Annotated in this window: 13 protein-coding genes; 7 read left to right on the top strand and 6 right to left on the bottom strand. The window is 58.2% G+C overall.

All coding sequences use genetic code 11. The features are described 5' to 3' along the window. Nucleotides 1–91 precede the first annotated feature (91 nt). The gene (locus OKX01_RS03120) at nt 92–688 is read left to right on the top strand and encodes a hypothetical protein (RefSeq protein ID WP_264672437.1); all 597 of its coding nucleotides are present in this window, start codon (nt 92–94) and stop codon (nt 686–688) included. Between the two features lie 61 nt (nt 689–749). Here OKX01_RS03120 and mobA read toward each other — a convergent pair whose 3' ends face one another. The 3 genes from mobA to OKX01_RS03105 form a co-directional block, all read right to left on the bottom strand. Continuing rightward, complete coding sequence (mobA, locus tag OKX01_RS03115) at nt 750–1349, bottom strand: molybdenum cofactor guanylyltransferase MobA (protein ID WP_264672436.1); 600 nt, start codon at nt 1347–1349, stop codon at nt 750–752. Further along, nucleotides 1346–2380: a GTP 3',8-cyclase MoaA gene (moaA, locus tag OKX01_RS03110; protein WP_159086153.1), complete on the bottom strand. Its 1035-nt coding sequence runs from the start codon at nt 2378–2380 to the stop codon at nt 1346–1348. Before moaA ends, mobA begins: the two co-directional genes overlap by 4 nt. A 284-nt stretch (nt 2381–2664) precedes the next feature. Then, nucleotides 2665–3771, bottom strand: a complete 1107-nt coding sequence (locus OKX01_RS03105) for a substrate-binding domain-containing protein (RefSeq protein ID WP_199827855.1) — start codon at nt 3769–3771, stop codon at nt 2665–2667. A 202-nt stretch (nt 3772–3973) separates the two neighbouring features. Here OKX01_RS03105 and OKX01_RS03100 point away from each other — a divergent pair, with 202 nt between their 5' ends. The 5 genes from OKX01_RS03100 to OKX01_RS03080 are packed head-to-tail and all read left to right on the top strand — an operon-like array spanning nt 3974 to nt 10127. Further along, nucleotides 3974–4480 carry a formate dehydrogenase subunit gamma gene (locus OKX01_RS03100; RefSeq protein WP_094195656.1) on the top strand — a complete coding sequence of 169 codons (507 nt, stop codon included), beginning with the start codon at nt 3974–3976 and terminating at the stop codon, nt 4478–4480. Next, the gene (locus OKX01_RS03095) at nt 4477–6045 is read left to right on the top strand and encodes a formate dehydrogenase beta subunit (protein WP_108728090.1); all 1569 of its coding nucleotides are present in this window, start codon (nt 4477–4479) and stop codon (nt 6043–6045) included. The genes OKX01_RS03100 and OKX01_RS03095 overlap by 4 nt, the downstream gene beginning before the upstream one ends. 13 nt (nt 6046–6058) lie before the next feature. Next, on the top strand, nt 6059–8980 hold the full coding sequence (gene fdhF, locus OKX01_RS03090) for a formate dehydrogenase subunit alpha (RefSeq protein ID WP_230019024.1): 2922 nt from the start codon (nt 6059–6061) through the stop codon (nt 8978–8980). Nucleotides 8981–9012: 32 nt separating this feature from the next. Further along, nucleotides 9013–9879 carry a formate dehydrogenase accessory sulfurtransferase FdhD gene (fdhD, locus tag OKX01_RS03085; RefSeq protein ID WP_264672435.1) on the top strand — a complete coding sequence of 289 codons (867 nt, stop codon included), beginning with the start codon at nt 9013–9015 and terminating at the stop codon, nt 9877–9879. Further along, nucleotides 9876–10127, top strand: a complete 252-nt coding sequence (locus tag OKX01_RS03080) for a formate dehydrogenase subunit delta (protein ID WP_108728092.1) — start codon at nt 9876–9878, stop codon at nt 10125–10127. The genes fdhD and OKX01_RS03080 overlap by 4 nt, the downstream gene beginning before the upstream one ends. 151 nt (nt 10128–10278) lie before the next feature. On the opposite strand, the gene OKX01_RS03075 is transcribed toward OKX01_RS03080, so the two are convergent. Continuing rightward, nucleotides 10279–10740 carry a universal stress protein gene (locus tag OKX01_RS03075; protein WP_094195651.1) on the bottom strand — a complete coding sequence of 154 codons (462 nt, stop codon included), beginning with the start codon at nt 10738–10740 and terminating at the stop codon, nt 10279–10281. A gap of 87 nt (nt 10741–10827) precedes the next feature. After that, nucleotides 10828–11169 (bottom strand): TIGR01244 family sulfur transferase, encoded by a 342-nt coding sequence (locus tag OKX01_RS03070; RefSeq protein ID WP_264672434.1) that lies wholly within the window; start codon nt 11167–11169, stop codon nt 10828–10830. A 50-nt stretch (nt 11170–11219) separates the two neighbouring features. Between OKX01_RS03070 and OKX01_RS03065 the strand changes: the two genes are divergently transcribed. Further along, nucleotides 11220–11483, top strand: a complete 264-nt coding sequence (locus tag OKX01_RS03065) for a hypothetical protein (protein ID WP_125277071.1) — start codon at nt 11220–11222, stop codon at nt 11481–11483. Here the strand turns inward: OKX01_RS03065 and OKX01_RS03060 are convergent. Further along, complete coding sequence (locus tag OKX01_RS03060) at nt 11459–12217, bottom strand: ChbG/HpnK family deacetylase (protein WP_121738105.1); 759 nt, start codon at nt 12215–12217, stop codon at nt 11459–11461. The genes OKX01_RS03065 and OKX01_RS03060 overlap by 25 nt on opposite strands. Nucleotides 12218–12268 lie beyond the last annotated feature (51 nt).

The following is a 12268-nucleotide window of genomic DNA, read 5'->3' as shown; positions in this document are numbered from 1 at the left end:
TTATTTTGTACTACACCCCTGACAGAAAGTGTCAGGGGCTCTTATTAAACTGAGGCTTCTTCAACACGCCCACTACAAGGAACCAAACCCTATGGCCAGTCAATGTATCGAAATTGTCACTTATAAGATAGAAAATCCAATCCAGGCCGACCAACAGCGCGACAGCGCACGCCAGCGAGTTTCAACGCTCTCCGGCTTTAAAGGATGGTTACCGCTTACTGATAGCATGGACCAGAGCAAGCGGGCGGATATCGTCCTTTGGAATAATCCCAAAGCGGCTGAAACAGCGGCGCAAATCGTAGCTAAGTCAGACGATTTTGCCGACTTTCGTGTAACGATTACGGAGTTTGGCACGATGGGCCACTATACGACCGCGGCCAATGAAGTCGTTTTAATGCAAACCGGAAGCGGCATCGAAGTTGGCCAATTTCGTTTGCGCCAAGGCTTTAGCGAAGAAGCGCTGCGTGCAGCTCACACCGAAATGGTCAACAAGCACTTGTCCCTACAACCTGGCTGGCTCGGACAGAGGCTGGTTCGTCTACAAGATGGCAGCTTCATGGATATCGCTTTCGCTACAACCGACACCCACGCTCAAAACATTTGTCGCAGTTGGGCCGGGAATGCTGACTGCAATACCTTCCTGGATATGATTGAACCGATCAGCATGGAATTTGGGACGCTTATTTAAGCATCGTCCAAGGAGCGCGATCACCGACGTTGGCTAGCCCATTGCTCAATGGAAAGGTGCGCTACCGCCCCTGTGCCTGATCCAGATCCTGCGGCGTATTGATATTGAAAAAAGCATGTTCCGGTGCATCGCGAAAGTCCACTGCCACCGCAGCTATGCTTTCCAACCAGCTCATGACGCGGCGTTCACCGCTCAGCAGATACTGTTTCAAGCTAGCAGCCTGATCAGTACGCAGCAGCAGACAAAGAGGATGGCTGCGTTCAGCTTGCGCATAAGCGGCGACAGCGCCCTGCTCTTCTACAGCTTTGATCAAGCGTTTGCCCAGATCCTTTGGCACAAAGGGCAAGTCCACGGGACAGGACAAGGCCCACGGGGTAGAAATCTGCTCCAGCACACTGGCCAGACCGGCCAAGGGGCCCAGATAGCCTTCCAACTCCAGCGCATCGGGCACCACCCGCCCCCAATGGACATACTGTTCAGGATTGCGATTGGCACTGATCAAGATAGTCCCCACCTGCGGACGCAGGCGACGTACCAGATGCTGAACCAAAGGCTGGCCCTGTAAAAGCAGCAAGCCTTTATCGACCTGGCCCGACAAATCAAAACGCCGGGCCTGTCCGCCTGCCAGCACAATACCGCTGATGTCCTGTGTGCTTATCATCCGCCGATGTAACTCATTTCTATACGGTCACGACTCGTGGTGTGCTCACCCCGAATCTCGGAATATCGGTCTTGCCGCCCCGTCCAAACACCGTGCATATAGGCGGCTAACTGGTCGTCGGAAGCACCCGAGCGCAATTGCGCCCGCACATCATAACCTTGAGAGGCAAACAGACACAGAAACAGACGTCCCTCCGGGGAAAGACGCATGCGTGAACAGTCCCCACAGAAGGGTTGCGTCACGCTGGTAATCACGCCCACTTCCCCTGTGCCATCCTTGAAACGCCAGCGGCTGGCTACTTCGCCACGGTATTGGGCCGCTACCGGCTCCAGCGCGAAACGGGACTGGATACGTTCCACAATCTGCGCACCGCTGACGACCTCTTCCAAATTCCAGCCATTGCTGGTGCCCACGTCCATATATTCAATAAAGCGCAGAATCTGACCCGAGCCTTTGAAGTGCTCCACCATAGGCAGAATCTGGTCATCGTTCAGCCCTTTGCGCACCACCATATTGACCTTCACCGGGCTCAAACCTGCTGCCTGCGCCTTGGCAATGCCATCCAGCACGGTGGACACGGACACGCCGCTGTCGCTGAGTTGCGTAAAGCGGGCATCGTCCAAGGCATCCAGGCTGACAGTGACACGATTCAAGCCCGCGTCTTTCAACGCCTGAGCTTTGCGACCCAACAAGGTGCCATTGGTGGTCAAAGTCAGCTCTACCGGCTCACCCTCCGGTGTGCGCAGCTTGGCCAGCATGGCAATCAGCACTTCAATATTTCGACGCAAGAGCGGCTCGCCACCTGTCAGGCGCAGCTTGCGCACGCCCAGGGAAACCGCCTGCCGTGCCACGCGCTCGATCTCTTCAAAGCTGAGCAGGGAAGAATGAGGCAGGAACTCGTAGTCCGTGCCAAACACTTCCCTGGGCATACAGTAGGTACAGCGAAAATTGCACTTGTCGGTCAGAGAAATACGCAGATCGTGAAACGGACGATGGCGCTTGTCCAGCGGTTGCTCAGACACCGCCGCCATGCGCACGGTGGGGCGGCGCGCAGGTTCAGCAGCACTCGTTTGAATCCCCTGTTCAATGCCTGACGGTACAAGCCCCGATCCAGCAGGCGCCGCGTCAGTCCGCCCCGACGACAAAGCCCCGGCGCCTGGAGGAGCCGCTTTTTGATGTGGCCCGGTCGAATCCGCGCCTTCAGGCGGGGATTCAAACGTTGGCCCATGATCATCGCTCATGGTGTTCTCTTTCGTTCAAGGACAGGGTTGGCCCCGTCTCATGGTGTATGTGTGTTTTCGTCAAGCAAGGGAGTCTAACGCCAGAGCAGCTCGGCAGCTTGCCCGAACGCCTGTTCCAGCGTCATGATCTGCCCTAAACCGCGTGGGTCATAACCCACCAGATCTTGCATGAATTGACTATACGCGGAACCGCCAATCACGTTCATCAGTTGCTGCATAGGAGCCTTATCCAGCGCTTCTTGCTCGACCGCGATGAAGTAACGCTCCTGCGCCAGGGGAATGAACTCCAGCCCGCATCGGCTGGCCGCGGTTTCCACACCCAGGCCGGTATCGGCCATGCCACTGGCAACATGGGCCGCCACCGCCATATGCGTCAATTCTGTTGTTTCAAAGCCCAGGACCGCATTCGTGTTTACCCCTAACTGACCCAGCAGCAAGGTGGCCAGAAAGCGTGTGCTGGACCCCATCTGACGGTTCACAAAGCGCACATCGGGCCGTAGCAAATCCGCCATGCCCGTGATGTTCTTGGGGTTGCCCTGTTCCACAAACAGGCCCGTTCGGCGCGTGGACAGGAAAATCAGCCGGTGACGCGCCGGTGACAGCCATTGCCCATAACGGCGCATGGCAGCCACCTCGAACTCGCCTACCGGAACCTGGAAACCGGCCAGGTCGCAGTCCCCACGCTCCAGCGAAGCCAGTGCTTCAATAGCGGTGCGATAGCGCAGTTCCAGCGGCAAGCCCTCGTGTTCGTTGGCAAAGCGCATCAAGCCTTCAATCGCAAATCCGTGACTGGCTTGAAAGCGCAAACGGTCCAGAGGCTGAGCATACAAGCGACCCAGCTCTTCTTCCAGTTCGGAGGCCATGCTCTCCAGGGTCGGCGTCAGACGCGCATCCAGGCGCCGGTTTGCCCATAGCAAACGCTGGGCAAACTCGGTCAGCTTGGTGCCTTTACGCCGGGACGTTTCCAGCAAGGCGGCATCAAACTGTTGTTCGGCATTGCGCAACAAGCCCCAGGCATGTCTGTAAGAAAACTGGCATTCCTTGCTGGCTCCCGCCAAGTGCCCCAGTCGCTCGATGGCACCCAACAGACGCAGCACATCCCCCATGAGGAGTTCCACGCCGTCTGCATTTTCCAGAATCCATTCAGAGCGCAGCCGGGCTTTGAATTTCTGTTTGGTCATGTGTTTTTGTCGACCAGTGTATTTTCGTATTTATGTTTTGTGCTGCATGTACCAAACATTATATATGCGAAATATTGCTTATTGAAGTTATGGACTTAAGTGGTTAGATTACAAGGGAAAACACTGTCAAATAATATGCACGGCTGTGCATAAAAAAACATGGAGGCGCAGGCTCCCTACTCGGGCACCGCGCACACAGGACATGCAAACAACCCCTCATCACCAGGAGCAGGACCAGTCCGGCCTGACGCCTGAAGAGGTCACCTTACAGGCCGTGCAGGAGCACGCCGGCCAGAAAGGTAACCTATTGCCTATTTTGCACACGATTCAGGACCGGATTGCCTGTATTCCCGAGTCCGTGGTGCCGGTGCTGGCCGAACAACTGGCTCTATCCCGGGCGGAAATCCATGGCGTTATCTCTTTTTACGCCCACTTTCGCACCCAGCCTCACGCGACTCATACCCTGGAAATCTGCCGGGCTGAAGCCTGTCAGGCGCGGGGCGGGCTGGAGCTGACGGCTCATGCCCGTCGCCGCCTGAACTGCGACTTCCACGAAAACAGCGACGACGGCCAGTACACACTGGAGCCCGTCTACTGCCTGGGCCTGTGCGCCCAATCCCCCGCTGTCATGCTGGACGGCGTTCCCCATGCCCGCGTCACCCCCGAAAAACTGGACGCCCTGCTAAGCAGCCAGGAGGCCCAGTCATGAGCACCATCACCGTTTACATTCCGCGCGACACTGCGGCGGTCGCCATGGGCGCCCATGAGATTGCCCAGCAACTGGCGGCCCAGGCTCAGGAGCGCGGTCTGGACATACAGATCGTGCGCAATGGCTCACGCGGCTTGCTCTGGCTGGAACCTCTGGTGGAAGTACAAACGGCAGCAGGCCGCGTCGCTTATGGCCCTGTCCAGACTGAAGATTTGCCCGGTCTGTTTGACGCCGGTTTCCTGCAAGGTGGTACACATAAGTTGTGCCACGGCCTGACGGACGCCATCCCCTACCTGAAGAACCAGGAACGCCTGACATTTGCCCGCGTGGGCATTATTGATCCGGTCAGTGTGGCCGATTATCAGGCCTGTGGTGGCTTTGAGGGTTTGAGCAAAGCACTGGCCATGGAGCCGGCCGCTATTGTGAAAGAAGTGACCGACTCCGGCCTGCGTGGTCGTGGCGGTGCGGCTTTCCCCACCGGCATCAAATGGAACACGGTACTGAACACTCCGGCACAGCAGAAATACATTGTCTGTAATGCCGACGAAGGCGACTCGGGCACCTTTTCTGACCGCATGCTGATGGAAGGCGACCCACTGTGCCTGATTGAAGGCATGACGATTGCTGGTCTGGCCGTGGGCGCAACCTATGGCTACATCTACGTGCGCTCCGAATATCCGCTGGCCGTGCAAGCGCTGAACGAAGCCATTGAGGCAGCGCGCGCGGCAGGCTGGCTGGGCAAGAATATTCAGGGCAGCGGCTACGAGTTCGACCTGGAAGTACGCAAAGCAGCCGGCGCCTACATCTGTGGCGAAGAAACCGCCCTGCTCGACAGTCTGGAAGGCAAACGCGGCATGGTGCGTGTGAAACCACCTCTGCCCGCCATCAAAGGCTTGTTCGGTCAGCCTACCGTGATCAATAACGTGGTGTCGCTGGCTTCCGTGCCGGTGATTCTGGCCAAGGGCGGTGCTTACTACCAGAACTACGGCATGGGCCGTTCGCGTGGCACCTTGGCGTTCCAGTTGACCGGCAATCTGCAAAACGGTGGCCTGGTGGAAAAAGCCTTTGGCGTCACCTTGCGTGAACTGCTGTACGACTACGGTGGCGGCAGCGCCAGCGGTCGTCCTTTGCGTGCGGTGCAAGTAGGTGGCCCATTGGGTGCCTATCTACCCGAGCACCAGTGGGATGTCCCGCTGGACTATGAAGCCTACATGAAGATCAATGCCATGGTCGGTCACGGTGGTCTGGTGGCCTTTGACGACACAGTGGACATGGCTCACATGGCGCAGTACGCCATGGAGTTCTGTGCCATCGAATCCTGTGGCAAATGCACGCCCTGTCGCATCGGCTCTACGCGTGGCGTGGAGACCATCCAGAAGATCCGTCGCCGCCAAGACATGGACAACCATGTCGAGCTGCTGCGTGATCTGTGCGACACCATGTTCTCCGGGTCCTTGTGCGCCTTGGGCGGCATGACCCCGTATCCCGTCCTGTCCGCGCTGGAACACTTTCCCCAGGATTTTGGACTGGCCCCGCAAACCGAGCAGGACCTGGCCAAGGTCTAAGACGGAGATCACCATGAAAGAAACAGTCGCCGTACGCGAACGTGACCTGGGCACCCCAGCCTCGACCCAGACCGAGATGGTCAACCTGACCATTGACGGCAAATTGATTGAAGTGCCCGTTGGCACATCCGTGATGCATGCGGCCGCCTTGGCCGGCATCAATATTCCCAAACTGTGCGCCACCGACTCGCTGGAAGCGTTTGGCTCCTGCCGTCTGTGCCTGGTGGACATTGAAGGCCGTCGCGGCCACCCTGCTTCCTGCACCACCCTGGTGGAAGAAGGCATGGTCGTCCAGACCGAAAACGACACCCTGCACAAGCTGCGCCGCAACGTGATGGAGCTGTACATCTCCGATCACCCGCTGGACTGTCTGACCTGTCCTGCCAACGGCAATTGCGAACTGCAGGATATGGCCGGTGTTGTGGGCCTGCGCAGCGTGCGCTATGGCTTTGAGGGTGCCAACCATCTGGACGACAGCACCGACAACTCCAACCCTTACTTTGCCTACGACTCCAGCAAGTGCATTGTCTGCAACCGCTGTGTGCGCGCCTGTGAGGAAGTTCAGGGCACCTTTGCACTGACCATCGACAAGCGCGGTTTTGAGTCGCGCGTCACCGCCGGCCAGAACGACGATTTCCTGGGCAGCGACTGCGTATCCTGTGGTGCTTGTGTCCAGGCCTGCCCGACCTCTTCCCTGATGGAAAAATCCGTTATCGATCTGGGCCAGCCCGAGCACGCCGTCATCACCACCTGCGCCTATTGCGGTGTCGGTTGCGGCTTCAAGGCCGAGATGAAGGGCGACAAGGTCATTCGCATGACCCCCTGGAAAGACGGCAAGGCCAACCGTGGCCACGCCTGCGTGAAAGGCCGTTTTGCCTGGGGTTACGCCACTCACCAGGACCGTATCCTGAACCCCATGATACGCAAGAGCATTACCGATCCCTGGCAGGAAGTGTCGTGGGACGAGGCCATCAATTACGCCGCGTCCGAGTTCCGTCGCATTCAGGATCAGCACGGTCGTGACGCCGTGGGCGGTATTACGTCCTCGCGTTGCACCAACGAAGAAACCTATCTGGTGCAAAAGCTGGTTCGCGCCGCCTTTGGTACCAATAACGTAGACACCTGCGCCCGCGTGTGTCACTCCCCTACCGGCTACGGCCTAAAGATGACCCTGGGTGAGTCTGCCGGTACGCAAACCTTTGATTCGGTGATGCACACCGACGTGGTGATCGTGATGGGTGCCAACCCCAGCGCCGCCCACCCCGTGTTTGCATCGCGCCTGAAACGCCGCCTGCGCCAAGGTGCGCGCCTGATCGTGATCGACCCGCGCCAGACCGAACTGGTCAGCTCGCCACACATCCAGGCCGACTACCACCTGCCCCTGCGCCCCGGCACCAACACCGCCATACTGACCGCCATGGCCCACGTTATCGTCACCGAAAATCTGGTGAACGAAACCTATGTGGCCGAGCGCTGCGATACTGCTGCCTTCAATGAATGGCGCAGCTTTGTCAGCCAGCCCCAGAACTCGCCAGAAGCCATGGCCGAGATTTGCGGCGTGTCCGCCGAGGACATCCGTGGCGCAGCCCGTCTGTACGCCACCGGCGGCAACGGCTCGATTTACTACGGCCTGGGCGTGACTGAACACAGCCAAGGTTCCACCACCGTGATGGCCATTGCCAATCTGGCCATGGCCACCGGCAACGTGGGCCGCGAAGGCGTGGGTGTGAACCCGCTGCGTGGTCAGAACAACGTGCAAGGCTCCTGCGATATGGGTTCCTTCCCGCACGAATTCCCTGGCTACCGTCACGTCTCCGACACCAGCGTACGTCAGCAGTTTGAAGAAGCCTGGGGCGTGTCCCTGCAATCCGAACCCGGCCTGCGCATTCCCAATATGTTTGAGGCCGCCTTGAGTGGCAGCTTCAAGGGGCTGTACTGCCAGGGCGAGGACATTGTTCAATCCGACCCGAACACCCAGCACGTAGCCGCCGCCATGGCCGCCATGGAATGTGTGGTAGTGCAGGATCTGTTCCTGAACGAAACCGCCAAATACGCTCACGTATTCCTGCCCGGTTCGTCCTTCCTGGAAAAAGACGGCACCTTCACCAACGCCGAGCGCCGTATTTCGCGTGTACGCAAAGTGATGGAACCCAAGGCAGGCATGGCCGACTGGGAAGTCACCTGCGCCCTGGCCCGTGCGCTGGGCTACCCCATGAGCTACGAGCATCCCGGCCAGATCATGGACGAGATCGCCCGCCTGACACCGACCTTTACCGGCGTGTCCTACGATCGCATCCAGGAACTGGGTGGCAGCGTGCAATGGCCTTGCAACGAGCAAGCGCCTGAAGGCACCCCCACCATGCACATTGACGAGTTCGTGCGCGGCAAAGGCCGCTTTATGCTGACCCAGTATGTGCCTACCGAAGAGCGCAGCAGCCGCAAGTTCCCCTTGCTGCTGACGACCGGCCGCATCCTGTCGCAATACAACGTGGGCGCACAAACCCGCCGTACCGACAACGTGGCCTGGCATGCCGAAGACTTGCTGGAAATTCACCCGGTGGATGCTGAAGATCGTGGCATTCGTAGTGGCGACAAAGTTTCGGTCAAGAGCCGTGCGGGCGAGACTGCCTTGCGTGCGACGGTGACCGAACGGGTACAACCTGGGGTGGTCTATACTACTTTCCACTTTCCCGAGTCGGGCGCCAACGTGGTCACCACCAACAACTCGGACTGGGCAACCAACTGCCCCGAGTACAAGGTGACAGCCGTGCAAATTCAGCGCGTGACCTCCGAGTCGGCCTGGCAAAATCGCTGGAACCGTTTCCACGATATTCAGCAACGTCTCCTGCAAGGCGAGACCGTCCCGGCCGAGGATTTGGCCCAGGCGGATCATAGCCACTCGCATGAGCCTGCCGAGGCCGTCGCGAAAGTATGATGCGTCTAAACAGGCCCTAAGGAGTTGCCCACGTGAGCCAGGCAGATTTTCGTGATGCCAGCGCCCCTGCCACTGTATGGCGGCAGGCGCGTACCCCAGCGCAAACACAAGCGGACACCCTGCCCCAAGAGGATCAGGATGCGCTGGCGCGCGAACAGGCCGTTGCCCTGGAATTCAACGGCATCAGCCATAGTGCCTTGTTGTGCAGCCCCAGCGATCTGGAGGATCTGGCTTACGGATTTTCCATGACCGAGGGCATAATCCGTACGGCTGACGATATACGCGGCGTGGATGTGCTGGAAGGCGAGCGCGGCAGTTTGCTGCAAATCGAAATTGCCAGCGCTTGCCAGCATCAGCTCAAGGCGCGTCGCCGTCAGCTCGCTGGCCGTACGGGCTGTGGCCTGTGTGGTCTGGAAAGCCTGGACGAGGTACGCCGACAACTGCCCCGCCTGGACGCCCCCGAGCACAACCCCGATGCCGCCGCCATCTTCCAGGCGCTGGATGCCTTGCGCTCCAGCCAGCCTTTGCATCGCCTGACAGGGGCTACCCACGCCGCTGCCTGGTGCAATCTGCAAGGCGATATCCTGGCCGTGCGTGAGGACGTAGGCCGCCACAACGCACTGGACAAGCTGCTGGGCCACATGCTTCGCAATGATATTGATCCCCGCTCTGGCATGGTGCTGATCTCCAGCCGTGCCAGCTTCGAGATGGTCCAGAAAGCCGCTGCCATGGGCATCAACTTTGTGGTGGCGGTCTCCGCCCCCACCGCCTATGCCGTGCAGATTGCCGATGAACTGGGTGTCATGCTGGCCGCCTTTGCCCGTGACCGCAGCTTCACGCTGTACAGCCATCCCCACTACCTGAATTCTGCCGAGTCCCGCTCGGCCACATCACCATGAATATTGTTCCTTTGATTCCCATGGCCAACCAGATCGGCCAGTTCTTTGAAACCCTGAGCAATCGGGAGCAAGGTCTGCGCGAGATTGCGGAACATATCCAGAAATTCTGGGACCCGCGCATGCGTCGTTCCCTGCTGGACTTTGTAGAGCAAAATCCCAGCGGCAAAAGCGAAGACGGCGAGCTTTTGCCTATTGTCTTGCAGGCGGTCGTCGCCCATAAACAGCAGTTGGAGCCACGCAGCTATTAAAGTGGGCGGCTCTGGCGTTCCTGAAGATCGGCCACCGCGAACAGCACGCCTCAAGAGCCAACGAACCCAGTTACGGTCAGCCACTGCCAGACTCACCGCAGACACAAAAAAACCCGCCTAAGCGGGTTTTTTCTTTGGGCTAAAACACGAATTAATCGTGCTCTTTAACGCGATACACCAGCACCGTGTTCTTGGCCATATTCAGCACTTTGATGGTTACGCTACCCAACAACAGGCGGGACAGACCACTACGGCCATGACTACCGATAAAGATCAGATCGCAGCCTTCTTGCTCGGCAACCTGCACAATACCATCGGCCACGTTAAAGTTGGACACGGATTTACCGGTTGCCTTCACACCGGCAGTTTCGGCACGGTCCAGAATCTGTTGCAGGTATTTCTGCGACTGTTCTTTGGCGGTCTTGTCGTAGTCTTCGTCGGTAATGGCATAGGCAGCAGCCATACCATCAAAACCAACGGTGGCCGCAAAAGGCTGCGTCACGTGCAAAGCCAGAACCTCGGCACCCATTTGACGGGCAAAGGTCACGCCTTTATTGGCAGCTTGGGAAGAGAGCTCGGAACCGTCAGTTGGAATCAGAATTTTCTTGAACATGGCATAACCCCTTTGAATGGAGACAGATAGCTTACCGCTGCATACCGACACAGGACAAGCTGGTATAGACCTGAACCTTGAGCCAGGTCAGGATTCGTTCAATGCACGGAACAATACGGCACAACGAGTACCGGTGCGGCAATAGGCCAGTGTCGGACTTGGCAAGGCTTCAAGCAACTGACCAAAACGGGCAACATCAGCAGCGCTAATAGCGCTACCCACAACGGGCTGATACTCCACCTGCAAGCCTGCTGCCTGGGCCGCCTTCATGACGTCTGCCGACAAAGGCTGGTCGGGACCGCCTTCCAGATCGGGACGATTGATGATGACACTTTTAAAACCAGCATCGGCCACGGCTTGCATGTCCTCTCCCGATAACTGCGGCGCGACGGCCAATTGCTCGGTCAAAAACTGATGGGGGAAGGACATAAAAACTCCTGAAATCGGAATAAGCAAAAAGCACTGAAAGGAAAAATAGTATGTTCCCCCCCGAGAGTACGCAAGCCCCTTTCTCCCTGGCCTTGCCACAATTCAATTACGCCGGCACCTTAGTAATCCATCACGCCGCGCTGGACGATAGGGCAACGGCGCAATCCATCTTTGCCTATCATGTGCTGCACAGCACAGCGACCTGTACGCCAAGCCCGTCGAATGAACAGGAAATGCGTACACGTCTTACACACGCCCACCAGCCTGTGCATTGCCTGGGAACGGGTACTCAGGCAATACGCAGGCTGTATTGATCCAGCCATTGCTGCATTTGAGCTCCTGCCAGCACCTCGTACTCCGCCAAACGTTGCCCCCCTACAGGATCATCCTGCACACTGCGCAAGGATGGATGGCACATCATGCTGTCACCATGCTGCATCACCGCCAGCCAAGCCTGGACCAAGGCGCCATAGCGCTCCTTGCCCCCCTGAAAGTCGTACACGCCGGTAAAACCGGTATTCAAGGTAACGCCCTTGGCCCTGGCCAGACGCAGCAAGTCCTTGGACCCTAGCCCGGCGATAATCTGCGCCTTGAATCTATCTTTAAACGCAAAACCCGTGGCCAGACGCTCGGCGCCGGTATAGCGCAGCCAGGGCATGGAAGCGGCATAACGGCGCTCCATTTCAGCCAGCAAGGCCTCGCGTATCATGGGCAGTTGATGCACGTGCTGATGCCCATCTATATAGTCCGGCCCCTGCCCCATCACCTCCTCAAAACGATCCAGTTGGCGGGCCACGCTGTCCTTAACCTTCTGACTATCCAGACGATGCAACAGGCTACGAATAATCACCTGCTTGAGCGGCATGGCATACACGCCCTTCTGGGAGGCAAACTCGGTAAAATTCAGGTGCAAACCTTTTTGCAACGTGCTCTGGCGCAGTGCCGGTGCGTTTTGCACAAAGCTGTCCCCATCGACCAGGCAGGATGTTCCTGTCAGGCGTCGGGCCTGGGCCAATGTCAGTATGGCCTCGTCCACGGCAGGGGCCATCCCAAAATCATCCGCGCATATACTGATCTGCCAATCCTTGGCCACTGCTCG

The organism is Alcaligenes sp. SMD-FA, assembly GCF_025960365.1.
In the GTDB taxonomy this organism is placed as follows: domain Bacteria; phylum Pseudomonadota; class Gammaproteobacteria; order Burkholderiales; family Burkholderiaceae_B; genus Alcaligenes; species Alcaligenes aquatilis.
Note: the sequence above shows the minus strand (reverse complement) of the source record. Positions and strands in the feature narration are given on the sequence as shown.

Coding starts and splice junctions, on each gene's coding strand:
- OKX01_RS03080 (WP_108728092.1), top strand. CDS start 9,876: ATGAATATTGTTCCTTTGATTCCCATGGCCAACCAGATCGGCCAGTTC.
- OKX01_RS03060 (WP_121738105.1), bottom strand. CDS start 12,217: ATGGCCCCTGCCGTGGACGAGGCCATACTGACATTGGCCCAGGCCCGA.
- OKX01_RS03075 (WP_094195651.1), bottom strand. CDS start 10,740: ATGTTCAAGAAAATTCTGATTCCAACTGACGGTTCCGAGCTCTCTTCC.
- fdhF (WP_230019024.1), top strand. CDS start 6,059: ATGAAAGAAACAGTCGCCGTACGCGAACGTGACCTGGGCACCCCAGCC.
- OKX01_RS03070 (WP_264672434.1), bottom strand. CDS start 11,169: ATGTCCTTCCCCCATCAGTTTTTGACCGAGCAATTGGCCGTCGCGCCG.
- mobA (WP_264672436.1), bottom strand. CDS start 1,349: ATGATAAGCACACAGGACATCAGCGGTATTGTGCTGGCAGGCGGACAG.
- OKX01_RS03105 (WP_199827855.1), bottom strand. CDS start 3,771: ATGACCAAACAGAAATTCAAAGCCCGGCTGCGCTCTGAATGGATTCTG.
- moaA (WP_159086153.1), bottom strand. CDS start 2,380: ATGGCGGCGGTGTCTGAGCAACCGCTGGACAAGCGCCATCGTCCGTTT.
- OKX01_RS03095 (WP_108728090.1), top strand. CDS start 4,477: ATGAGCACCATCACCGTTTACATTCCGCGCGACACTGCGGCGGTCGCC.
- OKX01_RS03100 (WP_094195656.1), top strand. CDS start 3,974: ATGCAAACAACCCCTCATCACCAGGAGCAGGACCAGTCCGGCCTGACG.
- OKX01_RS03065 (WP_125277071.1), top strand. CDS start 11,220: ATGTTCCCCCCCGAGAGTACGCAAGCCCCTTTCTCCCTGGCCTTGCCA.
- OKX01_RS03120 (WP_264672437.1), top strand. CDS start 92: ATGGCCAGTCAATGTATCGAAATTGTCACTTATAAGATAGAAAATCCA.